This is a genomic window from Sphingomonas sp. 7/4-4, from assembly GCF_027941955.1.
Classification (GTDB): domain Bacteria; phylum Pseudomonadota; class Alphaproteobacteria; order Sphingomonadales; family Sphingomonadaceae; genus Sphingomonas.
The window spans coordinates 2,953,215-2,975,098 of record NZ_CP115960.1 but is presented as its reverse complement, the minus strand read 5'-3'; the positions used below and the strand labels follow the sequence as shown (position 1 = coordinate 2,975,098).

Annotated in this window: 19 protein-coding genes and 2 pseudogenes; 9 read left to right on the top strand and 12 right to left on the bottom strand. The window is 62.5% G+C overall.

Features of this window, described 5'->3' with window-relative positions; all coding sequences use genetic code 11:
* Positions 1 to 2: 2 nt before the first annotated feature.
* On the top strand, positions 3 to 326 hold the full coding sequence (locus PIB19_RS14985) for a hypothetical protein (RefSeq protein WP_271238009.1): 324 nt from the start codon (positions 3 to 5) through the stop codon (positions 324 to 326).
* Between the two features lie 702 nt (positions 327 to 1,028).
* On the opposite strand, the gene PIB19_RS14980 is transcribed toward PIB19_RS14985, so the two are convergent.
* Complete coding sequence (locus PIB19_RS14980) at positions 1,029 to 1,310, bottom strand: hypothetical protein (protein ID WP_336297157.1); 282 nt, start codon at positions 1,308 to 1,310, stop codon at positions 1,029 to 1,031.
* A 469-nt stretch (positions 1,311 to 1,779) separates the two neighbouring features.
* Between PIB19_RS14980 and PIB19_RS14975 the strand changes: the two genes are divergently transcribed.
* The 4 genes from PIB19_RS14975 to PIB19_RS14960 all read left to right on the top strand — a co-directional run bounded on the left by PIB19_RS14975 (position 1,780) and on the right by PIB19_RS14960 (position 7,746).
* Positions 1,780 to 2,064 carry an Ig-like domain-containing protein gene (locus PIB19_RS14975; RefSeq protein ID WP_271238008.1) on the top strand — a complete coding sequence of 95 codons (285 nt, stop codon included), beginning with the start codon at positions 1,780 to 1,782 and terminating at the stop codon, positions 2,062 to 2,064.
* 204 nt (positions 2,065 to 2,268) lie between these two features.
* Positions 2,269 to 3,945 (top strand): DUF6531 domain-containing protein, encoded by a 1,677-nt coding sequence (locus PIB19_RS14970; protein WP_271238007.1) that lies wholly within the window; start codon positions 2,269 to 2,271, stop codon positions 3,943 to 3,945.
* Between the two features lie 20 nt (positions 3,946 to 3,965).
* On the top strand, positions 3,966 to 6,608 hold the full coding sequence (locus PIB19_RS14965) for an RHS repeat domain-containing protein (protein ID WP_271238006.1): 2,643 nt from the start codon (positions 3,966 to 3,968) through the stop codon (positions 6,606 to 6,608).
* 757 nt (positions 6,609 to 7,365) lie between these two features.
* Positions 7,366 to 7,746 (top strand): hypothetical protein, encoded by a 381-nt coding sequence (locus tag PIB19_RS14960; protein ID WP_271238005.1) that lies wholly within the window; start codon positions 7,366 to 7,368, stop codon positions 7,744 to 7,746.
* A gap of 624 nt (positions 7,747 to 8,370) precedes the next feature.
* On the opposite strand, the gene PIB19_RS14955 is transcribed toward PIB19_RS14960, so the two are convergent.
* On the bottom strand, positions 8,371 to 8,628 hold the full coding sequence (locus PIB19_RS14955) for a hypothetical protein (protein ID WP_271238004.1): 258 nt from the start codon (positions 8,626 to 8,628) through the stop codon (positions 8,371 to 8,373).
* A 1,108-nt stretch (positions 8,629 to 9,736) separates the two neighbouring features.
* Here PIB19_RS14955 and PIB19_RS14950 point away from each other — a divergent pair.
* Positions 9,737 to 10,126: a hypothetical protein gene (locus PIB19_RS14950; RefSeq protein WP_271238003.1), complete on the top strand. Its 390-nt coding sequence runs from the start codon at positions 9,737 to 9,739 to the stop codon at positions 10,124 to 10,126.
* On the opposite strand, the gene PIB19_RS14945 is transcribed toward PIB19_RS14950, so the two are convergent.
* Entirely contained in the window at positions 10,078 to 11,274 is a 1,197-nt protein-coding gene (locus tag PIB19_RS14945; protein WP_271238002.1) for a DUF418 domain-containing protein, read from the bottom strand. The genes PIB19_RS14950 and PIB19_RS14945 overlap by 49 nt on opposite strands.
* A gap of 115 nt (positions 11,275 to 11,389) precedes the next feature.
* Here PIB19_RS14945 and PIB19_RS14940 point away from each other — a divergent pair, with 115 nt between their 5' ends.
* Genes PIB19_RS14940 through PIB19_RS14930 form a run of 3 tightly spaced genes read left to right on the top strand, consistent with a single transcriptional unit; the run spans position 11,390 to position 15,033 of the window.
* Positions 11,390 to 13,072, top strand: coding sequence for a GGDEF domain-containing protein (locus tag PIB19_RS14940; protein WP_271238001.1), 1,683 nt, complete (start codon positions 11,390 to 11,392; stop codon positions 13,070 to 13,072).
* A 40-nt stretch (positions 13,073 to 13,112) separates the two neighbouring features.
* The gene (locus PIB19_RS14935) at positions 13,113 to 13,319 is read left to right on the top strand and encodes a hypothetical protein (protein WP_271238000.1); all 207 of its coding nucleotides are present in this window, start codon (positions 13,113 to 13,115) and stop codon (positions 13,317 to 13,319) included.
* A 31-nt stretch (positions 13,320 to 13,350) separates the two neighbouring features.
* Positions 13,351 to 15,033, top strand: coding sequence for an AMP-binding protein (locus tag PIB19_RS14930; RefSeq protein ID WP_271237999.1), 1,683 nt, complete (start codon positions 13,351 to 13,353; stop codon positions 15,031 to 15,033).
* A 4-nt stretch (positions 15,034 to 15,037) separates the two neighbouring features.
* Here the strand turns inward: PIB19_RS14930 and PIB19_RS14925 are convergent.
* The 9 genes and pseudogenes from PIB19_RS14925 to PIB19_RS14885 all read right to left on the bottom strand — a co-directional run bounded on the left by PIB19_RS14925 (position 15,038) and on the right by PIB19_RS14885 (position 21,842).
* Positions 15,038 to 15,906, bottom strand: a pseudogene (locus PIB19_RS14925) (class I SAM-dependent methyltransferase).
* Positions 15,907 to 16,017: 111 nt separating this feature from the next.
* On the bottom strand, positions 16,018 to 17,409 hold the full coding sequence (gene thrC / locus PIB19_RS14920; RefSeq protein ID WP_271237998.1) for a threonine synthase: 1,392 nt from the start codon (positions 17,407 to 17,409) through the stop codon (positions 16,018 to 16,020).
* A 177-nt stretch (positions 17,410 to 17,586) separates the two neighbouring features.
* Positions 17,587 to 18,138, bottom strand: coding sequence for an SURF1 family cytochrome oxidase biogenesis protein (locus tag PIB19_RS14915; RefSeq protein ID WP_443018625.1), 552 nt, complete (start codon positions 18,136 to 18,138; stop codon positions 17,587 to 17,589).
* Between the two features lie 70 nt (positions 18,139 to 18,208).
* Positions 18,209 to 18,592, bottom strand: a complete 384-nt coding sequence (locus tag PIB19_RS14910) for a DUF983 domain-containing protein (RefSeq protein ID WP_443018624.1) — start codon at positions 18,590 to 18,592, stop codon at positions 18,209 to 18,211.
* Positions 18,571 to 19,074, bottom strand: a complete 504-nt coding sequence (locus tag PIB19_RS14905) for a DUF3291 domain-containing protein (protein ID WP_271237996.1) — start codon at positions 19,072 to 19,074, stop codon at positions 18,571 to 18,573. Before PIB19_RS14905 ends, PIB19_RS14910 begins: the two co-directional genes overlap by 22 nt.
* Before the next feature lie 9 nt (positions 19,075 to 19,083).
* Positions 19,084 to 19,968 carry a cytochrome c oxidase subunit 3 gene (locus tag PIB19_RS14900; RefSeq protein WP_271237995.1) on the bottom strand — a complete coding sequence of 295 codons (885 nt, stop codon included), beginning with the start codon at positions 19,966 to 19,968 and terminating at the stop codon, positions 19,084 to 19,086.
* Positions 19,969 to 20,273: 305 nt separating this feature from the next.
* Positions 20,274 to 20,756 (bottom strand): cytochrome c oxidase assembly protein, encoded by a 483-nt coding sequence (locus PIB19_RS14895; RefSeq protein ID WP_271241002.1) that lies wholly within the window; start codon positions 20,754 to 20,756, stop codon positions 20,274 to 20,276.
* A gap of 47 nt (positions 20,757 to 20,803) precedes the next feature.
* Complete coding sequence (locus tag PIB19_RS14890) at positions 20,804 to 20,944, bottom strand: hypothetical protein (RefSeq protein ID WP_197021395.1); 141 nt, start codon at positions 20,942 to 20,944, stop codon at positions 20,804 to 20,806.
* Positions 20,941 to 21,842, bottom strand: a pseudogene (locus tag PIB19_RS14885) (heme o synthase). The gene PIB19_RS14890 and the pseudogene PIB19_RS14885 overlap by 4 nt, the downstream one beginning before the upstream one ends.
* Positions 21,843 to 21,884: the final 42 nt, after the last annotated feature.

Below are 21,884 nucleotides of genomic sequence, written 5' to 3'. Positions count from 1 at the left end.
CCTTGGGTGCCGATGCCCCGAGCCAGCGCTTCGTTGCGGTCGGGCCTGCCCGAACCGGTCGCGACGCACTCACTGCCTATGTCGGAAGCTATTACAGCGCGGAGCTGGACACGCGGATTTCGGTAGTACGGGAGGGTGACGCCCTGCTGATGCGGCAACCCTTCGCGACCGAATGGCAGTTGGCACCGAGTTTCGCCGACGGTTTCACGACGCGTCTGCGTGGTACGACCAGTTTCGTCTTCACGCGGGCCCGTGATGGCCAGGTTGACGGCTTTGCCGCGTGGGCGAATGGAGCGCGCAATGTACGGTTTGTTCGGAAGCCATAGCCCTTCGTCGGCGCGTTCCAGCGAAAGCCGTCCACGACCGGTTCTCAAGTTTATAGCTTGAAACCGGTCGGTCTGCTTCCGGCCCAAAAGCCGCCGCTAAGATCGTGACTCTGCGATTGAGCGGAATTGAGAATCGCAAGGGATTGCTCATGACATGCCAGATCATGCCATCAAAGCCGCGGAAAAGTGTGGGACGAAAAGTGGGAACGACTTTGGGCAGATCGCCTGAGACGGCGCAGTTTTGCCGTTCTCCGCTTGACGATGGTGATCCCTACGGAAGCCCTACGGCAGGAAGTGGGCCGCTAGCTGCCCGTCCGCTTCTAGGTTTCATCTGCCGCAAAACGAACACTCGCTGCATCTTGGGTGGAATGGCAAGATGTACCCGTTAGCCGCGGCAGCTTTATAAGCGTGGATGCACTAAGTAGCCGAGTACGTGCGCCTCGTGCCAAGACCCCGGTTTCTCGCTGGACGGTCTCAACATCGACACTCAAACCTAGTGCATGGGAACTGAAGCCCGTGCATACGGATCGTAGCCGGTCGGCGGCCATGATGGCCGCGCGAGCGACGAAACGTCGATCGAGACAATCCGTGGAAGGGCAGGTCCAACTGTGTTCCGCTCTCTCGCCACGCCTTCGAGTCCGGCGACGATGCTCGACGCCCCGAACAGGATGAAACATCCCAATATGACGGTGGCAGCGCGTCTCAGGTCCACCCTGCCGGGAGCACCATTAACCCGATGCTGGCGACGGAAATGACGGCGATGGTCGTCGCGATCGTGCCGAGCAACGTTCCTTCCAGCCAGTCAACGGACGCGACGAGGACGCTCGAACCTGGCGGATCGGTGAGCGAGGAGCCGTAAGACCAGGTCGTGGCCGAAACCTGACGCACAGCTGTGAAGGTTGGCGAATCCAGCACCGGTCCACGATGCGCACCGGTCTGCTGGCGGGCACAGAGAGAGTTCGTACTTAGCCGCTCGATAACCATCCAATAAAATGTTGCGCATAAGCGTGGCTTGCGCTCACATTCTCCTAGAAACGAAAATCGATTCGCCACGGGGCTCGCAGGCGAAATTCACGATAGCGATTGAATTCGGTTTCTTACGGCGGCCGCATACCCGCTCGTATGGGGGACATCTAAAATGAATCTGCGGCCTTCGGCGCGCCGAACTTTCCTGCGCGCCTGCTGGATGACCGGGTCTGCGCTCGGCGCACTGGTCGCCACGTCGAGCCATGCCCGCGCACAGGAGTCCACGAGCTACTCCTATGATGCCCTGGGGCGTCTGGTGAGCACGAGCACGAGCGGCGGGCCAAACACCGGCTTTGTGACGGGGACTTGCTTCGACGCCGCGGGGAACCGCGCGCAGTATGTTGTGGGAGCAGTCGGTGCACCCTGCACGACGCCCGCGCCCTCTCCGACGCCTACCCCTACGCCGACAAACACACCGCCGGTTGCGGTGGCGGACAGCACGTCCTTCCACTGCGCGAGCTACAAGACGCTGAATGTGCTCGCCAACGACTATGACCCGGACGGCAACACGCCGCTCTCGCTGGTCGGCGTCACCGCTTCCGACCCATCGATGTGGGTCGATATCGCGAACTCCACCTCCATCCAGATGGCGGCCAGCCTGCCGGGATCTTACACAGTAAACTATACGGTTTCGGATAGTCTGGGGGCGACCGCCGCGGGCAGCGTCAGCGTTACCGTGACAGGTAACTCAAATGTTTGTGTGCAGGTCTAGCTATTTCACAGCTTCCGGTTCCGGCTGCATCATCGGCAGTTCGGGAGCAGCTTCTAAGGGACACTGACGGTGACAGTAGGCAGTTTGACGTCAACCTTGTTCACCTTGATCCACCGTCGTCTCCGGCCCTCGCGGCGGTCTCCGGGCTCACCGGGAATACGTAAACAACGCCGCGCGATACAATATTTTGAGAAGGGGAAATCGATGTTCCGGATTTCGCGCCGGGCTGCGTTCGCAGCGCTGGCCATAACGGCCGCGGCTGGTTTCACGGCATCCGCGGAAGCGCAGTCGACGCTCACCCCACCCAAAGTGATTACGGCGAGCCCCACTGGCATAAACATGGTCGACGGCACTTTCACTACGTCGGCGACCGATCTTTCGATCGGGGCGCTGACGCTGGAGCGATCGTATCTTGGCGGGCAGGAGACTTCCTCAAAGCGGTTCGGACCAAATTGGACGCACAATTACGACATCTGGATCACATGGCGGAACGCCTCAATGACGCACGAAGCGACTACGACGGTGATCATCGGCCGGGAGAAATATGTCTATTATGGATTGCCGGCCTCGGCCGTTCCGCAAAGTGACGAGGAAGATACCAGCCTGCAAGTGGTTAGCGGAAACTACGTATTCACCAACAGAAATGGCGTGGTTTACACTATTAATGGCACAAGCCGAGATGTTAACATCAGGCATCCAAACGGACTGAACGTTGATGTCGTTCGCTTGAACGGACTTCCCAAGCTGGTAACCGCAAACGATGGCTCCGCGCTGGTTTTCGATTACAGTGGCACCTCCGTAAGTGCCGCCTGCGCTTTCAACTTATCTCAGAACTACGTATCTACTTCAACGACTTGTGCAACGGCGGCGTTGAAAACTACCTATCAGTATACGAGCGGAAATCTGACAGGAGCTACCGACGTGCGGGGCAATACGGCTCATTATGACTATGGGACGTATGGGTCGCAAAAAATGACATGCCTGACCGACCCCGGGACAACCACCTGCAAAATAAATAACTACTACGCCACTGGCCGTAATAATGTGGAACATCAGGTGCTTGCCGATGGATCGAACTGGTATTTCTATTGCAGCTGTTCCGGAACCGGAGGGCGGAGCGATGGGGATGTGGATTTTCCTGATGATAATTCATCATGGACCGATCCTGCAGGAAATTCGGTTTCATTCGATTATCATGGCTATGTTCTGGTATCCTTCACGGATCAACGAGGGCTGCAATATCTACCGACCTATTTCGGACGGTATCTTACCAGCGTGACTTCGCCCGAGGGCAACAAGGCCGTGATCGGCACGCGAGACGAGAGATTTCCAAATTATATCTTCTATCCAAAGCCTAACTCCGGGCTGACGACCATTACGCAGGGAGCGCAGACCTTTCCCACGCAGCCCTGCACCAGCAGCGCAACCTGTTATCTTCCGTTGACCATCAGCGATGCGAAAGGGAATGTTACCGACTTTGCCTATGATCAGACGCATGGTGGAGTCTTGTCGACGATGGGCCCCGCCCCTGCGGCCAGGTCTGCTCGACCGCTGAAGCTGAATACCTATGTTCAGAAATACGCCTACATCCTGAGCTCTGGCGGGTCGCTGACGCAAGCTTCATCTCCGATCTGGCTGCCAGCCACCGAGATGCAGTGCCAGACGGCCGCGGGTTCGAACGCCGCGACATGCGATCCGGCGGCACCGATACGCACTATGACGTACGAATACGGGGCCGATGGGTCAGCAAATAACCTCCTTTTGCGAGCCAAGGTGGAAAGCGCAGACGGCGTTAGCCTGCGTACCTGCTACGGCTATGACTGGAAGGGTAAAAGAATCTGGGAGACCAGCCCGCGGGCCGGGCTTTCGGTGTGCCAATGAGCGGCATGGGGGGAATGGCCATGAAGAAGACCATCGCCGGGCTGCTTTGCCTGGTCGCCATTGCACTTCCTTCGGCGGCGCTCGCCCAGGCCTCGCCATCGAATTTTACCAGCGCCACCCGCTATGATCTTCAAGGTCGGGTGACAGGTACGATCGCGCCAGATCCCGATGGTGCCGGACCGTTGCACCACCTCATAACACGCAACACCTATGATGCGGCGGGAAGATTGATCCGCGCGGAGAAAGGTGAGCTTGCGGCGTGGCAGTCCGAGGCTGTGCTGCCTGAGAACTGGGCCGGACTGACAATATTCAACCAAGTCGACACGACGTACGACGCAATGGGCCGCAAGATCATCGAGCGGGTCTGGGCTTCAGGCGTAAACTACGCCGTGACACAGTACAGCTACGATACTGTGGGCCGGTTGGAATGCTCCACGGTGCGAATGAACCCGGCGGCATTCGGCGCCCTGCCGGCGAGCGCCTGCACATTGGGGACGTCGGGCGCGCAGGGCCCGGACCGGGTCACGAAGAACATCTACGACGACGCCGGGCAGCTCGTGCAGGTGCGCAAGGCAGTGGGGACCAGCCTCGAACAGGCCTATATCGCCTATGCCTATACCGAAAACGGCAAGCAGCAGTTCGTGATCGATGCCAATGGCAACAAGGCACAGCTGACCTATGACGGGTTTGACCGGCAGACGGGCTGGTACTTTCCGTCAACCACGCCGCCCTCGGCGTTCAATCCCTCGACCGTGTCTTCAGTCTATTCGACAGCGGGAGCGGTCAGTGCGACCGACTTCGAAGGCTATGCCTATGATGCCAATGGCAATCGCACCTCGCTACGAAAGCGCGACGGACGGGCGCTCACCTATACCTATGATGCGCTGAATCGCGTGACGACGAAGACAATTCCAAATGCGTGCGACCCTAGCTTCCCCTGCGCCGCGCCCATATCGGCGCCTCTCGCCGAATGGGTTCGCGATGTCTATTATGCGTATGATGCACGAGGCCTTCAGGTCTCCGCGCGATATGATGGCCCGGCGGGGTCCGATGCGGTGCTCAGCACCTATGACGGCTTCGGGCGGCTCGAGTCTTCCACGACGTCGATGTACGGCACGAGCCGGACGCTACTCTATCAGTATGACGAGGACGGAAATCGAACGCGGTTGACGCATCCGGACGGCACCTACTTCAACTACACCTACGACGGCCTGAATCGCCTAAAATCGATCCAGGAGAACGCAGGCGCGACAATTGAGTGGAGCAGCTACGGCGCGACAGGCAATCGCGCTACCGAAACCCGGGGGTACGTCACGACTACTTATGGCTATGACGGTTTCTCGCGGCTCACAAGCGTTTCCGACGATCTAGCCGGGACCGCGTCGGACGTCACGACGACGTTGACATACAATCCTGCGGGTCAAATCGTTACCCGCGCTCGATCGAACGCCACCTACGCGTTCAACGGTATCACTGCCGTGAGCCGACCCCATACCGTCAACGGCTTGAACCAATATGCAAGCGTGAATGGCACGGCATTTACGTATGACGCTTCGGGGAATCTGATATCGGACGGCGTCACTAGCTATCTCTATGATGCTGAGAATCGCCTCCGTTCGGGTTACGCCAAGTTCGCGATGGTCTACGATCCTCAGGGTCGGATGTACGCCTATGTGAACACTTCGGTATCGACGCGCTTCCTTTATGACGGCGATCAGGTCGTGGCCGAATATGATAACGTAACCGGCGCGTTATTGCGGCGGTACGTCCACGGCGACGGCGCGGACGATCCTCTCATCTGGTACGAGGGTGCGAACCTGGTTGATCGTCGAAGCCTTCAGGTCGATCATCAAGGCTCTGTGGTTTCAGTGGCTGACGGGTATGGGGCCGCCATCAGCATAAATGCATATGACGAATATGGCATTCCGAATGGTGCCTTGCCTGGGACTACGCCTAATCTCGGGCGCTTTCAGTACACGGGGCAGATGTGGCTGCCCGGGGCCGGGATGTACCACTACAAGGCCCGCATCTACTCGCCGACGCTCGGGCGCTTCCTGCAGACCGATCCCATCGGGTATGAGGATCAGGTCAATCTTTATGCCTATGTCGGAAACGATCCGGTGAACTTGAAGGATGCAACCGGTAAACGCATCAGCGTAGTCATACACGAGGTAGGCGCCGGTAAATATCATACAAAGATCGTCATTGTGCCTGATAACCAGAAAGCGTTCATGAACGATAAGCGATTTCAATCAGATGAGAATGGCGTTCGATTTATGACAATTGGGGGAGGTCCCGACACTAAACTCAATATATTCGGGCCACTTGTCGGAGGCATCAATCGACCCACAGATATTTCAAAGACACTTTCTGGTGAAAGTCTTGAAGTAGCGCGCATTGTTCCTGGGAAGGGTGACAATGAAAACAGTCTCATCAATCGCATGGTGGGCGTAGCCGAGAGTTATAAGGATGATAAGCCTTATAGCCTTTTCCCATCTGCGAATGGCGACGATTACAACTCAAATAGCTTCGCATATGGTGTCCTGGAGGCAGTCGGCGCAAAGAACGTGCCTATTCCACAGGGATACTCCCTTCCCGGGGCCAACAAACCGCTGCCTGCGGAAAATTTCTGCAAGCTAGGCGTAACAGGGTGCGCGCAATGATAACACGATTCTATACGTTTCCGGCTGTATTCATATCATCGTGTATAATAGGTATGTTGACTACGGTCGTGACTGCCTTGTGGGGGAGAAATGTCGGAATTGGCTTTCTGATATTGGTATGCTTGTTTTATACCGGAGCGAATTACATCCTGGACAAGAAGGCCGGAGAGTCGGCGGTTGTTTTAGCAGCGGCTCTGTTAATCTCCGGGCTGATGGCTGTGACCTTTGGCTACATCCTGACTAATTATATTCTAGAAATATGATTCCATTTGACAGCATAGTGTCGGCAGGCATGGCGGTGTCGATTGCCCCTACCTGCGCCCGCCGCGGAATCCGAGTGTGCCGATGAGGCCGGCGCGGCTGTCAGTGTAGATCGACGCTCTGCTGCGCGCGCGGTTGTGCCGTGGCGTGCAGCCGGCGTTGCAGATGGCCGCGCGGGTGCGCAGCTAGGCCGCTCCAGAAGTCGCCACAAGCATCAATACGAAGGATAGACGTAGCCACTGATCTCATCGCGTCATTTTGCGACAATGTGCTATAGTTCAATGACAGCTATTGATAGGCGGGCATCCAGGCCATCCAGCCCCCGGAGATAAGCCACATATTCATGACCACAATCCGAGACCAGGAGCGCCTCCCGGCACTCCCCCAAGCGCGAGCCCCTCGGTCGCCCGGACCTGGGGATATGACGGGGCCTCCAAAACCCCCTCTCCTCCTCTCAAGCGCCTCGAACCCAACTAAGACACGATTGGATCGCCTCATGATTGCAAACGAAGAGGTTATCTCCTTACTTCAGGGGAAAGACACTCTCAGGGATGCGTCTCTTGTTAGGGTCGAAATAGCTTCCTCCTTAGGCGTTCCTGCCATTTTGCTTGAGTTCGAAGCAAGAGCAGGATCGACATTTAGCCGCGTCATGATACATTTCGACGGAATAATCGAATTTAGTATGGATTTCTGCGAGGGAAATGCCTTTCTAGACATATGGGATTTGAAACTACTTAAGTTGGATGATGGTAGTTTCTACTTGTCGCTTGATCCCGATGCGGCGACGCTTCCGGCAGCGGGGCAAATCGTTGTTGAACCTAGCGACACAGACGGCTTTTTCGTACGTGCCCGTCGCATTGAGGCAAGAGTCGCGTAGACAAGGTGAGGTGCCTCCTTCTGAGTGGTCCGGATTGTATCATAGGCCGTTCACGGATCCGGAAACGAAATCGGAGCGTCGGTCGGGAAGAAGGGTTGCGAACCTAGGCCCTTCGGGTATTATAGGAGGATGTCGCGCTCCCTTATTGCTATAGCGTGCTTATTTTGGTTGTTACTTCTAGGCATGGCAACCTTTGGGTGGTGGCGACACGGCGAATTTCATCGCGATTTATATTACCTACTTGGAATTCCAGTCGGAATGATTGCCTTCACATTGCTTGTCAGCCGACTTGCAATTCTGTCACGCTATCGCGTCGTGATTCTGGCTGCAGCTTCGATGCTGTGTCTATTCGCCGGGGCAGTGTGGGGAGGCATATGGGGTGGAGACGTCTAGCGTCTCGAAGGCCGGCTCAAGATTGTCATAGGTCTGCCCGGAAAATCTCCCTAGTTGAAGATAGCTGGCCCAGAACGGCAAGCGGTTGCTCTTTACGCAACGCTCGTGGTGCCAACTCAGGAAAAATGATCCTGGGATAATGACGCATGCTGGTCAATTGGGCCGTGAGCCGTAAACGACCGCTATGGGGATTACGGTCGAACGGCCGCTATTGGGTGGTTAGCGGACTCTTCAGGCGACGCATCTTTCAACCAAAAGGCACCAGTTGAACAGCGCCCAGCGGAGAGGCCCAAAAATAGTGACGAGGCCGGTTGCCCAGTTGACCCAAGGGGGCTTCAAAATTTGCCGATTCCGCCAGTGGATGGCCGCCCAACCAAGGACAAAAGCTACTTCGATTGCCAATATGATCGGCGGACGCATCAGCGCACCGATGGCGGCGAGGTCGGATGCAAATGCCGCCATCGCTATGGCGATAAGAAAGATGCGCATGTGGCCGAACATAGGAGGCGACCACAGTCCGCTGGTGGGGCGTTAGCGGGCCTTCCCATGGGCGAGATCCGACTAAGGAAGTCCGAAGACGCTCCATAAAATCCCCGAATGTAAATGGGACCCTCAGTGGGACCGAAATCTCTCCACCGGGAAGTATCTTTAGATATCAGTGATATAGAAGAAGAAAGTGGCGGAGAGGATGGGATTCGAAGCTGCGAACGGCTGAGCGTCTGGAGCATCCATGAGCGTGCCGATCCAGCCAGCTAAGCAATGACGGCGACGGCGACGGCGCGTCGGCTCAATCCGAAGGCGTTTCATCGCGTCTTTAACTAGGCGGAGGTATAAGAAGGGGTATCGGGGCAATCGGGCTCAGGAAATGTTGAGCTTCTCCAAATAGATGCGACTTCGATCGGATCGAGAAAAGGTCCTGCTCCCGCAACCAAACACCAAAGCCCGCATGCCACAAAGGCACGCGGGCTTTTCGCGTCTTGCCGCCGGCGAGGCGCAACGCAGGCCCAGGGCGACTCCAATTCTCCGAGCGGTTCGATGGGCTCGCTACTCTCGCACCCACTCCCGGCCCATCATCGGGTGAACAGCGCCCCGCGCTGTTCAGGCCATGCCGGGGGCATGGTCGACCCGATGATCTTGCAGGGACGGGAGTTGCGTCACTACGGCCTAGCGCGCCCTGCGTCGCCACAACCATCCGACCAAAAGCGCAACGGCAATGATCGATAGCGTGAGGATCAATAAAACAGTGAGATAGACCGCTGCGTGTGAGCCGCTCACGCCGGCCTATCCGCACGCTCATCGGCCGCCGCCTCCCGCTCAACCTTCTCCCAAAACTGCGTTCGGATTGTATGGCGAAGGTAAACCGCGCCGAACAGGAAGCTTCCAAAAGCTCCCCAATATTCGCGCGTGAAGAAAGATCGAAGGTAGCTGCGAAGCGTCATTCCGACAGTTTAGCGCCTTTTCCAATGGGAGTCGCCAGCGTCCACGCGCGCCCCGAACGCCTTTCATGCCGCGGCGGCAATGCCTCGGAGCTCTTTGCGCCCACCCTGATAACGCTGCGATTGCCCGAAGACACAGCTTCGGGCATTCCCCGCCCGGCATGCGCCGGTTGCTTCCCTGGGCCTTCTGGGCCGCTCTCGCCTTTACCTTCGTCATGGCGGCGCTGCCGCATCCGCCGCGGATTCCGGGCGATCCGGTCGACAAGGTCCAGCATATGGCGGCGTTCACGGTGCTCACGGCGCTCGCGCACCTCGCCTGGCCGGCGATATCGCGGCTGCGGCTGCTGATCATCCTCTCGGCATTCGGCGCGCTGATAGAAGTCGTTCAGGCGATCCCGGCGCTTCACCGCGATTCCGACTGGCGCGATTGGGTGGCGGATACGGTCGCGATCCTGGTCACGCTGGCGCTTGCCGCCATGGTCCGGGGATTCGTTCGCGGGCGTCAGGCGGAAGCGGCGACTCTGCGGAACGGCACGTCGCGCCGCCAGTAAGTCAGCGCGCGCCACGCCCATTCGATCGGCCCGTACTGGAAGTGCCGCAGCCACCAGCCAGCGAGCAGCAGCTGCGCGGCGATCGCGCCGATCCCGACCCATAATCGCGTCAGCTGGTTCCAGTCGTCATAATGGCCCAGCCCGAAGCCGTAGAAGACCGGCACGAACACCAGGGATTGCAGGATGTAGAGCGTGAGCGTCGTACGGCCGACCGCGGCGAGCGGGCGGATCGCGACGCGCGCGGGGCTCTGGAAGAGCGCGAGCAGCACCAGCAGCCACAAGGCCGTGCCCGAAAGCTCGAACCAGCTGCCGAGCAGGTAGGAGAGCAATCGGTCCGACGCCTCGCCGTGATGCTGCGCAGCGAACCATGCCTTGATGCCGTCGCGCAGGAAATAGAACGCCAATGCCGTTGCCGCGGCGGCTGCCAGCGCGATCCAGCGCGCTCTGGCGAAGTCGCCCAGCCGCGCGAAGAAACCGATCCGCCCCAGCACCATGCCGACCAGATACAGGCCGAGGATCTGGGTGAACCGCCCCGATTCGACCATGAACCACCATTTGGGCAGCTGGCCGGTCCACAGGTTCGCGCGGAAATGTTCGGCGAGGTTGCCGTGCAGATAGACCGCCATCGCCGGGTCCGAGAAATGGTGCGGCGGCTGGTTGGCCCAGCCTGCCCCGGACATGGCCGCGGCCAGCTGGACGAGCTGGATCGGATTGACGAAGCACAGCAATGCGACTCCGATCAGCAGTCGGTTGCTGCGCACGCGGTGGAAGGCGAGCAGCAGGAAGCCCATCAATGCGAGCAATTGGATGATGTCGCCGCGATAGATCATCGCGTGGACGAATCCGATGCCGAACAGCATCGTCAGCCGCCAGGCGAACCGCGCGGTGAAGTCCACGCCGCGCTGCGCCGCGCGGTCCATCAGGATGAAGAAGCTGAACCCGAAGCAGAGCGCGAGCAGCGAGAAGCTCTTGCCCATGAACAGCAGATAGACGGCGTCGGAGATCGGGCCGGTCTTCGGATCGGCCCAATAGAGCTCGTAGCTCTCGATCATATGGACCAGGAACAAGGCGAGCAGCGCGAAGCCGCGGACGATGTCGACCGATTCCAGCCGCGCGTCGCTGGCCCTGGCGGTCGTGATGGCGTGCATGCGTGCTCCCGTTTTCGCAACGACTTAGCGGCCGCGGCCTCGAAATCAACGTGCTCTCCGTGCTTTGGCGTTCGATCTTTACGGGTTGTTGGGGATGCGGCGGCTAGCGTTCGGCATGCTCGGGGGATTGAAGAACTGCCTGCTGGCGCTCGCCGCGTGCACCCTGCTGTGGTGCGGCGCGCCCGCGCAGGCGCAGGCGGGCGTCGCGGGCAGGCCGCTCCGGGTCTGCGTGATGCGCGATACCGGCGGGATGGACGCCGCGGCCTTGATCCGCCAGCCGGGCCGCTTCGACTGCGTTACGCCGCAGCACCGGCTCGGCCCCGGCAATTACTGGGCAATCTCCGAAGACATCGGCCAGCGCTCCCGCTCGCGTGCGCCGCTCAACGTCCGGGTCGCCAGCCTGTGGCAGCAGGGACTCACGCTCCACGTCCTCTATGGCGACGGCAGCATCCGCTCGCAGAGCACCGACGCGCGCGGAGTCACGCCGTACATCCAGCTCGGCGCGATCGTCGAACAGCCGCTGCCGCGTCTGCAGCCCAGGGTCGTCCGGCTGATGTGGCATGTCGAGGGTGCCAGCAATCTGCGCGGCATCCTCCTCGGCGCCCGCCTCTCCACCGCGGCCCAGAGCCAGGCCGCCAACTTGGCCATGGCCGCCCTCTATGCGGGCTTCGCCGGCCTCGCGATCGCGCTGATCATCTACAATCTCGCGCTCTGGGGAGCGCTGCGCCACCGCTTCCAGCTTTATTACTGCATGATGGTCGGGCTGCTGCTCGCTTATACGTTCTCCTCGTCGGGCGCGCTCGCCTGGGCCTGGCCCGATATCGCCAACAACACCCGGCTGCGCATCAATTACCTGCTGGTCGGCGGTACCGGGACTGCTGCCCTGGTCTTCGCGCGCAGCTTCTTCGAGGAGCGCATCTTCGCCGGCTGGCTCGGCCGCTACGCGACCTGGGTCAGTGTCGCGCTGAGCGGCATCGGGCTGTTCTACTTCCTCACTGCGCCGTTCGCGATTCAGGCGGTCGACCTCGCCTTCACCTGTGGGTTCGTCGCGCTGGCCGCCGCGGTGGTGCCGGTGCTGTGGCGGGCGTGGCGGCTCAGGAGCAATTATCTCTGGCTGTTCGCCATCGCCTGGGGCACGCCGCTCCTGACTTCGGTGCTGCGCGCGCTGGCCAATCTCCACGTGCTGCCGTGGAGCTTCTGGATCGACAATTCGACGATCCTCGCGATGATCGTCGAGGCGATCGTTTCCTCGCTCGCGGTCGCCTATCGCATCCGGCTGCTGCGCGACGAGCGCGACGACGCGACCGAGCGCGAAGTGATGATGCGCCGCCTGGCCGACACCGATCCGCTCACCGGGCTGCTCAATCGCCGCGCCTTCCTCCACCAGGCGATCGGCCGCCAGGGCGAGCAGTTGCTGCTGATCATCGATCTCGATCACTTCAAGCGCGTCAACGAAACGCTCGGCCATGACGGCGGCGACGAGGTTCTCCGCGTCTTCGCCCGGATGCTGCGCACCTCGGTGCCGCAGGGCACGCTGGTCGCGCGCATCGGCGGCGAGGAATTCGCGATCCTCACGCCCGCCGAAGCGCCGATCGAGCCCGAGGCATTGCTCGTCCGGCTGCGCCAGATGCGCATGCCGTTCGACGTCCAGGTCACTGCCAGCATCGGCACCTGCCGCGGCACGCTCGCCAGCGAAGTCGACTGGAAAGCGCTGTACCGAGTCGCCGACGCAGCTTTGTTCGACGCCAAGTCGGCAGGGCGGGACCGCGTCCGCCATGCGCTGCGCGACGCCGCCTGATCGCTTGCCGCCTCGCTCGGCGGGGTTTATGGAAACGGGGATGAAGCAGCGCCGCCGAACGATCCTGATCGCAGTCGCGGCGGCTTTGGTCCTGATCGCATTCGCCTCGCCCGATCACCGCGCCGACATCCGAATCCTCACGCACCGCGCCGGCGATCTCGATCCGCAAAAGGCACAGGCAGTCGTCGATCTCGGCCTCGCTTCCATCTCGGTCCTCGTGACCTGGAGCAAGCGGCTGGGCTCTTGACCGTAAGCGAGGCCTGCTTACACCAATGTCAATGACTGATCCCGAGCAGGTCTGGCGTACCGCGTATAATCATCCGGGCAAATGGGACGATGTCTTCCCGCCCGTTTCCATGGTCGAGCTTTTCGAGGCGAGCGCCGCGGCGCATCCGCACGCGCCGCTCCTCGATTTCATGGGCCGGAAATATTCCTACGCCGAAACGCTCGACGGCGCCCGGCGCGTCGCTTGCGGGCTCGCGGCGCTGGGTTATGGTCACGGCGACCGGATCGGGCTCTTCCTCCCCAACGTCCCGCATTATGTCGCGGCGTATTACGGCATCCTCAGGCTCGGCGCGACGGTGGTCAATTTCTCGCCGCTCTATTCGGTCGAGGAACTGGCGGCACAAGTCGAGGATTCGGGGACGAAGCTGCTCTTTACGCTCTCGGCCTCGGCGCTGCTGCCCACTGCGCTGAAGGTGCTCGAGCAGAGCGGGCTCGAGCGGCTGGTCGTGGGATCGGTGGCGGGCGCGCTGCCGCCTGCCAAGTCGCTATTCTATCGCTGGTTCAAGGCGAAGGAAGTCGCGCCCCGCCCCGACGATCCGCGCATCCTCGCTTTCTCGAAGCTCATCGCCAATGAGGGGGATTGCCATTCGGTTGCGCTCGATCCCGAACGCGATCTCGCGCTGATCCAATATACCGGCGGCACCACCGGCACGCCCAAGGGCGCGATGCTGACGCACCAGAATCTCTCGGCCAATGCCCGGCAGGTCGCGCAGCTCGATCCCGAAATGGGCAAGACGCAGGATACGATCCTCGGCGTGCTCCCGTTCTTCCACGTCTTCGCCAATACCTGCGTGCTCAACCGCACCGTGCTCACCGGCGGCGAGATCGTGATGCTGCCGCGCTTCAACGCCAAGCAGGCGCTCGCCGAGCTGCGCCGCACCCGGCCGCGCTCGCTCCCCGGCGTGCCCACCATGTACCAGGCGCTGCTCGACGCGCCGGGAATGAAGCCCTCCGATTTCACCAGCCTGCGCTATTGCATCTCGGGCGGCGCACCGCTCGCGGCCCAGCTCAAGGAGGAGTGGGAACACACCACCGGCGCGCGGGTGATCGAAGGCTATGGCCTGTCCGAAAGCTCGGGCGTGGTCTCCACCAATCCTTATAACGGACTCAACAAGCCCGGCACGATCGGCCAGCCGCTCGCCGCCACCCGTGTCCGCTTGGTCGACAAGGAAGACCCGACGCGCCCGCCGCCGCCCGGCGAGCCCGGCGAGATCGTCGTCTCGGGGCCGCAGATCATGAAGGGCTATTGGAACCGCCCCGATGCCGACGCCGACGTGTTCGTCGATGATCACTGGCTGCGCACCGGCGACGTCGGCACGATCGACGAGGACGGCTATATCCGGATCGTCGACCGGCTGAAGGACATGATCGCGGTCGGCGGCTTCAAGGTCTTTCCGAGCCAGATCGAAGCGGTGCTCTATCGCCATCCGGCGGTGAAGGAGGCGCTCGTGCTCGGCCTGCCCGACGCCTATCACGGCGAGCTTCCCCATGCCTATGTCGTGCTCGACGCGGATGCCGAAACGATCTCCGGCCCCGAGCTCAGCCTCTGGCTGAACGCCCAGCTCGGCAAGCACGAACGCGTCAGCGAAGTCGTGATCCGGGAGAGCCTGCCCAAGACGATGATCGGCAAATTGAGCCGCAAGGATCTGCTGGCCGAAGTGCGGGGCGGATCCTGACCGCCTAGCGGCTCCAGCGCGCGAAGATCGCAGTGGGTAGCATCAGGCCGCGGGCTTCCTCGCGCACCGTCAGCTCGCCGGCCTCGACCTTGCCGCCCAGGTCGCCGAACGACTGGCGGACCAGCTCGCCGATCGCCAGTGCGGACATGCGTACTGCGTAGACGGTGAGGAACAGGAAGCGCGAATCGGCGTCGAGCAGTTTCCGCGTATCGGCGATCAGGCCGGGGAGGCCCTCTTCGAGCTTCCACACTTCGCCGTTCGGGCCGCGGCCCCATTTGGGGGATCGAGGATGATGCCGTCATAGCGGCGCCCACGGCGCACTTCGCGTGCGACGAACTTGCCGGCATCGTCGATCATCCAGCGGATCGGCAGGTCCTCCATCCCCGACAGCGCGGCATTGGCCTTGCCCTCGGCGACCGATTTCTTCGACGCATCGACATGCGTCATCCGCGCGCCCTTGGCGGCCAGCGCCAGCGTGCCGACGCCGGTATAGCCGAACAGGTTCATGCACTCGGCTTCGGGCTTGTCGGCGATCTGCGTGCGCATCCACGACCAGACCGGCGCCATGTCGGGGAAGAAGCCGAGATGGCGGAAGGGCGTGGTCTGCGCAGTGAAATGCGCCTCGTGCCAGGCGAGCGACCAGCCCTCGCGCGGGACCGGCTTCTGGAACACCCAGCGGCCGCCGCCTTCCTCATCCGATCCGGGGAGGAATTCGCCATGCGCGTCCCAATCGGCGGACGCGGGCGCCCACAGTGCCTGCGGCTCGGGGCGGATGAAGCGGTATTTGCCGTAGCGCTCGAGCTTGCGGCCATGGCCGCTGTCGATCAGCCCGTAATCGGTCCAGGGCTCGCCGGTGAGAGTGATGAGGTCCATGGGCCTCCCTTAGAGCGCCACACCATATTCGTCATCCCGGCGAAAGCCGGGACCCAGAGTGAAGAGCGAGTCGCCTCTGGCTCTGGGCCCCGGCTTTCGCCGGGGTGACGGTCAGGCCTTCGGGGTCGCGCGCTCGGCGATATAGGCGGTCACCGCCTCGAAGGTCGCCGGAAGCACGTCGTAGCGCTCCTGCCGCTCGTGGAGATCGCCGACCCGCGCCGGGACCGGAGGACGCAGGCCGGTCGCGCGCTCGACCGCTTCGGCGAACTTGGCGGGGTGCGCGGTGGCAAGCGTCACCACGGGCACTTCGGCCGGCAAGTCGGCGCGGCGCGCAGCGGCGAGGCCGATCGCACTGTGCGGATCCAGCGCTTCGCCGGCCTCGGAATGCGCCCAGCGCATCGCTTCGTTCATTGCACTCGAGTCGATACGGTCGCTGGCGAACAAAGATGCGGCGCCTTCGCGCTGGGCATTGGTGAGCCGCATCGCGCGCTCGGCCTCAAACCCGCGCATCTGATCGGCGATCGGACCGCCGGCGAGATCGGACAGCAGCCGCTCGAAGTTCGAGCTGACCTGGATGTCCATCGACGGTGCGGCGGTGGGGGTGACGATACCGGTCGAATAGTCGCCCGACGAGAGCGCGCGATGGAGGATGTCGTTGACGTTGGTCGCGACGATCAGCCTGGCGATCGGCAGTCCCATCTTCGCCGCGACATAGCCGGCGAACACGTCGCCGAAATTGCCGGTTGGAACTGCGAAAGCGACCGGCTTGTCGGGGGCGCCGAGGCGGACCGCGGCGTAGAAATAATAGACCACCTGCGCCATCAGCCGGGCCCAGTTGATCGAATTGACCGCGGTCACCTGGAAGCGGCCGGCGAAGTCCGCGTCGTTGAACATCGCCTTCACCAGCGCCTGGGCGTCGTCGAAGCTGCCTTCGATCGCGATATTGTGGACGTTGGGGGCGAGCACCGTCGTCATCTGGCGGCGCTGGACTTCGGAAACGCGGCCTTTGGGGTGGAGCATGAAGATGTCGATGCCCGCGCGCCCGGCGACCGCGTCGATCGCGGCGCTGCCGGTATCGCCCGAAGTCGCGCCGACGATGGTCAGGTGATCGCCGGTGCCCGCGAGGAACTTCTCGAACAGCAGCCCGAGTAATTGGAGCGCCACGTCCTTGAAGGCGAGGGTGGGGCCGTGGAACAGCTCGAGCAGCCAATGCTGGTGGTCGAGCTGGACGAGCGGCGTCACCGCGGCGTGCGAGAAGCGGCCATAAGCCTGGGTGCAGAGAGCGCGCAGCTCGTCTTCCGACAGGTCCGGGCCGACGAAGGGCAGCATCACCCGCACCGCGGTCTCGACATAGGACAGGCCGGCGAGGTCCGCGATCTCGTCGCGGGTCAGGCTCGGCCATGCCTCGGGCACGTAGAGCCCGCCGTCGCTGGCGAGGCCAGCGAGCGTGACGTCGCGAAAGCCGAGCAAAGGCGCGGCGCCTCGGGTGCTTTGGTAGCGCATGGGCGCGGGTTAGCGGTGCGGGCGCAGGCTCACAAGATAGGCAATGTTTACTCGTGTTCGTCAGCGGTCTTCGTGGTTCGGCTCAACCCATCTTCGTCATCCCGGCGAAAGCCGGGATCCAGAGTCACAAGCGATATTGTTTCTGGCTCCGGGCCCCGGCCTTCGCCGGGGTGACGGCTATTGGGACGAAGGGAGCGCCTTCCGCCCGCGCCAGCGCAGCGCGAGAACGTAGATCACGCTGGCGACGAGCGCGAACAGGAACCATTGGACGCCATAAGCGAGATGGTTGTTCGGCACCGACGACAGGTCCGGCGTGCCGTTGGGGGCGAGGCCGGTGGCAGGGGTGTCGGCGACCAGCAGCAGCCTTTTGGGCGTGCGATCGAACAGCGAGGCGAGCATCGAGCGGCCGTCGGGCGCGTGGCTGATCGTGCCACGGACCTCGCCGCCCTTCCAGACGGGCTTTGCCATCGGATCGCGGGTGGTGCCGAGCTGGACGAGCATGCCGGGCCCTTCGGCGCCGCCGGTGCGGCATTCGACGATGTAGCGGAAGCCGGCATTGCCCGCGCCGGTGAGCTTGCCCGATACCGGCTCGACGCAAAAACCGTGGGCGCGGCGGAACAGCAATTTGTCGTCGGGAAGCCGCGGGAAGGCGATCTCGGGCAGCGCCGGATTGGCGGCGAGCTGCGCGAGCGCTGCCTCCTTTGCGGCTTGCGGATCAAAAGCTGCCACAGGCCCAGCCCGATCATCGCGGCGACGGCCAGTGCGACGATCGCGGTGGGGATGAGGGGAATGCGCCGGCTCATGGATCCTCCGCGATCCGGCCTTCGCCGGCGCGGTTGCGATATTCGAGCGCGAGCAGCCAGCCCTTGCCGATGCGCAGGAACCCCACCGTGAGCGCCGCGGTCAGCGGCACCCAGAGCAGGATGTGGATCAGCAGGCCGGGCTCGAACGTGAACTCGACCCACAAGGCCAATGCAGTGATCAGCGCGCCGATGCCGAGGGTGAGGAACACCACCGGTCCGTCGCCGACATTGAACTGGCGATAGTCGAGCCCGCAGCCGGAGCAGCGATCGGCGAAGGCGACGAAGTTGCGGAACAAGGTCTTCGCGCCGCAGCGCGGACAGCAGGCATGGAGCCCCGAATCGAAAGCGGGACGCTCGCTCACGCCGTGCCGATGCACCATGGATCGGGCTGCATGTCGGTGGGCAGGCCGGCCTCGCCCGGCGCCGGGAAGCGGGCCTTGAACGTGAAGGCCTGCGCGCTCGGCCCGAAGCGATCGAGCAGCCACAGCCTGGACAGGCCCTCGGCGACAGTGGGGAGGTGCCCCGCCTCGATCCACCACAATGCCTGATACGCGCCGTCGAAAGGCGCGAACCACTGGCGGCGCTGCGCCATCACCGGCGTGTGCGCGCTGCGATAGACGAAGGCGAAGAGTGCGTCGGCATCCTCCCACACGCTCATATTGGGGATCAGCAACGGATCGGGTGTCGCCTGGATATCGGTGGCGTTGTTGCCTTCGCCCTTCAATCGCCAGACGAAGCCCGGGCTCGCCTCGGCGAGCGCATTGACGCGGTCGAGCGCGGCGAAGAAGCCGGCGACCTGTGGATCATCGGCCGGCGCCACGAGCCGGCCGATATTGATCTGCGCAAGATGCCAGCGGCGCATGTCCGCTTGTCAGCCGCCGTGGACGGGTGCGCCCCAGCCGCCCCAGACATAGATCGAGGCGAAGAGGAACAGCCACACCACGTCGACGAAGTGCCAATACCAGGCGGCGGCTTCGAAGCCGAAATGCTGCCGCGGGGTGAAGTGGCCCTTGTAGACGCGCACGAGGTTCACGATCAGGAAGATCGTGCCGACCAGCACGTGGAAGCCGTGGAAGCCGGTCGCCATGAAGAAGGCGCCGCCATAGCTCGATCCGCCCTCGCTCGCGCCCTTGAAGGGGAACGGCGCGTGGACATACTCATATGCCTGCACGCAGCTGAAGATCAGGCCGAGGATGATCGTCAGCCACAGGCCCTTCTTGACGCCGTCGTTCTCGCCGACGCCGAGCAGGCCCCACAGGCCCTTCAGTTCGCCGCCGCGCTGATTGTGGAGCAACGCGTGGTGCGCCCAGGTGACGGTGCAGCCCGAGCAGAGCAGGATCAGCGTGTTGAGCAGCGGGAATTCCCACGCGTTCAGCACTTCCATGCCCTTGGGCGGCCATGTCCCGCCGACCGCCTCGACCGTCGAGGGGAAGAGCGCGAAATCGAACCACGCCCAGAACCAGCCGACGAAGAACATCACTTCGGAGGCGATGAACAGGATCATGCCGTAACGCAGGTGAAGCTGGACGATCGGCGTGTGATCGCCCTGATGCGCTTCCTTGATCACGTCGGACCACCAGCCGAAAAAGGTGATCAGGATGCCCGCGACGCCGGCGAAGAACACGAGGTTCGCGCTCGGCATGCTGTGCATCCACATGATGCCGCCCGATGCGAGCACCAGGGCCGCCATCGCGCCGAAGAGCGGCCAGATGCTGGGCGGAAGGATATGGTATTGATGGTTCTTGGCACCGGCCATCGGCTCGTCCCTGTTCCTTGGTTTGGCGCTGCTTTAGGGCTCGAATCCGCTTCCCGCAACGGTCGTGATCGCCCGTAGCAGGTCGCCGGCAAGGAAGGCGGCGCCGACCGGGCTGGTATGCCCGGGCAAGCCGGCTGACGCCGTCCGGCGGCCTGCTACGGGCGACCGCGAAGCGGCGGGGCGGATTTGCCCGCTGAAGGGCGTCGCTCGTCGATCACGATGCTTTGGCATCGCTCACTCCTCGCTTCTACTCAGCGGGCAAATCCGCCTCCGTCCCGACCATTGCGGGAAGCGGATTCGAGCTCTCAGCTGGAGGTTTTCCCGGAATCCACCGGGTAAAATGTATAGGAGAGCGTGATCTCCTGAATGTCCTTCGCGTCGGGATCGTTCTGGATCGCCGGATCGACGTAGAAGATCACCGGCATGCGGACTTCCTCGCCCGGCTGGAGCGTCTGCTGGGTGAAGCAGAAGCACTGGATCTTGGTGAAATATTTGCCTGCCGCGGCGGGGGTGACGTTGAACGTCGCGGTGCCGGTGACGGGCTTGTCCGAGAGGTTCTTCGCCTTGAAGAACGCCATGTCGCGGCCCCCGATGTCGATCGTGTCGGCACGGCGTTCCGGCTCGAACTTCCACGGCAACTTGCTGCTGACGTTGCTGTCGAACGCCACGGTCACCTTCTGGCCGGTGGTGCCCGGCGCGCGCAGGCCGCGCTGGGTGGTGCCGTTGAGCCCGGTCACTTCGCAGAACATCCGGTAGAGCGGGACGCTGGCGAAGCCGACCCCGGTCATCGTGCAGACGCCGAGTGCGGCGAGCAATGCGGTGCGCAGGTTGCGCGTCACGGGCCGTAGCCTTGCGTGATCTTCACGATCGAAATCGCGAAGACGAGGACGACGAACACCGCGAGCAGCACGCCCATGATCCGCGCGCGCGAACGCTGGCGGGCACGGATCAGATTGGTCTGGTCGATATCGCTCATGCAAACCACCTATCGGCGACCAGTGCGCCGAACATCAGGAAAAGATACAGAATCGAATATTTGAACAGCCGCTTCTCGGGCGCCATCGTGTCGTCCGGGACCGAGTTGCGAAAGGTCACCTGCGCGACGAGGCCGAGGAAGATCGCGTTGAGCAGAACCGCCGACCAGCCATAGAGCGCACCGGTGAGGCCCAGCGGCCAGGGCGCGATCGCCGCGGCGACCATCGGCAGCGTGTAGAGCCCGATCTGGGTGCGCGTGCTGCGCTCGCCCGCCACCACCGGCAGCATCGGCACGCCGGCATTGGCGTAATCGGTCTTCACGAACAATGCGAGCGCCCAGAAATGCGGCGGCGTCCACAGGAAGATCAAGGCGAAGAGCAGCACCGGCAGCAGCGCGACGTCCCCGTCGCCGCGGCCCAGCCGATCAGCGGCGGGAAGGCGCCCGCGGCACCGCCGATGACGATGTTCTGCGGCGTGCGGCGCTTGAGCCAGATCGTGTAGACGAAGACGTAGAACAGGATCGAGACGGCGAGGATGACTGTCGCGGCCAAGTTGATCGCGAAATACATGAGTGCGAGGCTGAAACAGGCGAGACCCACGCCGAAATGCAGCGCCGACTGGCGGTCCATCCGCCCAGCGGGCAGCGGCCGGCCCTGGGTGCGGCGCATCTTGGAATCGAGATCGGCCTCGTACCATTGGTTGAGCGCGCCGGCCGCGCCCGCGCCCAATGCGATGCACAGGATCGCGGTGAAACCGAGGATCGGATGGATCGGCACGGGTGCGGCGAGCATCCCGCACAGCCCGGTGAACACGACGAGCGTCATCACCCGCGGCTTGGTGAGCGCAAGGAAATCGCGCCAGTCGGCGGGAAGGGCGATGGGGGCGGCGGTGGTGGTCATGACTCGCGAGGCGCTATAAGCCCCGCTTGCGAAAGGCGAAAG

Excerpts from the sequence above, each read along its gene's own strand:
- PIB19_RS14980 (WP_336297157.1), bottom strand. The coding sequence starts at position 1,310 with ATGGTTATCGAGCGGCTAAGTACGAACTCTCTCTGTGCCCGCCAGCAG.
- PIB19_RS14970 (WP_271238007.1), top strand. The coding sequence starts at position 2,269 with ATGTTCCGGATTTCGCGCCGGGCTGCGTTCGCAGCGCTGGCCATAACG.
- PIB19_RS14965 (WP_271238006.1), top strand. The coding sequence starts at position 3,966 with ATGAAGAAGACCATCGCCGGGCTGCTTTGCCTGGTCGCCATTGCACTT.
- PIB19_RS14960 (WP_271238005.1), top strand. The coding sequence starts at position 7,366 with ATGATTGCAAACGAAGAGGTTATCTCCTTACTTCAGGGGAAAGACACT.
- PIB19_RS14955 (WP_271238004.1), bottom strand. The coding sequence starts at position 8,628 with ATGCGCATCTTTCTTATCGCCATAGCGATGGCGGCATTTGCATCCGAC.
- PIB19_RS14950 (WP_271238003.1), top strand. The coding sequence starts at position 9,737 with ATGCGCCGGTTGCTTCCCTGGGCCTTCTGGGCCGCTCTCGCCTTTACC.
- PIB19_RS14945 (WP_271238002.1), bottom strand. The coding sequence starts at position 11,274 with ATGCACGCCATCACGACCGCCAGGGCCAGCGACGCGCGGCTGGAATCG.
- PIB19_RS14940 (WP_271238001.1), top strand. The coding sequence starts at position 11,390 with ATGCTCGGGGGATTGAAGAACTGCCTGCTGGCGCTCGCCGCGTGCACC.
- PIB19_RS14935 (WP_271238000.1), top strand. The coding sequence starts at position 13,113 with ATGAAGCAGCGCCGCCGAACGATCCTGATCGCAGTCGCGGCGGCTTTG.
- PIB19_RS14930 (WP_271237999.1), top strand. The coding sequence starts at position 13,351 with ATGACTGATCCCGAGCAGGTCTGGCGTACCGCGTATAATCATCCGGGC.
- thrC (WP_271237998.1), bottom strand. The coding sequence starts at position 17,409 with ATGCGCTACCAAAGCACCCGAGGCGCCGCGCCTTTGCTCGGCTTTCGC.
- PIB19_RS14910 (WP_443018624.1), bottom strand. The coding sequence starts at position 18,592 with ATGGTGCATCGGCACGGCGTGAGCGAGCGTCCCGCTTTCGATTCGGGG.
- PIB19_RS14905 (WP_271237996.1), bottom strand. The coding sequence starts at position 19,074 with ATGCGCCGCTGGCATCTTGCGCAGATCAATATCGGCCGGCTCGTGGCG.
- PIB19_RS14900 (WP_271237995.1), bottom strand. The coding sequence starts at position 19,968 with ATGGCCGGTGCCAAGAACCATCAATACCATATCCTTCCGCCCAGCATC.
- PIB19_RS14895 (WP_271241002.1), bottom strand. The coding sequence starts at position 20,756 with ATGACCGGGGTCGGCTTCGCCAGCGTCCCGCTCTACCGGATGTTCTGC.
- PIB19_RS14890 (WP_197021395.1), bottom strand. The coding sequence starts at position 20,944 with ATGAGCGATATCGACCAGACCAATCTGATCCGTGCCCGCCAGCGTTCG.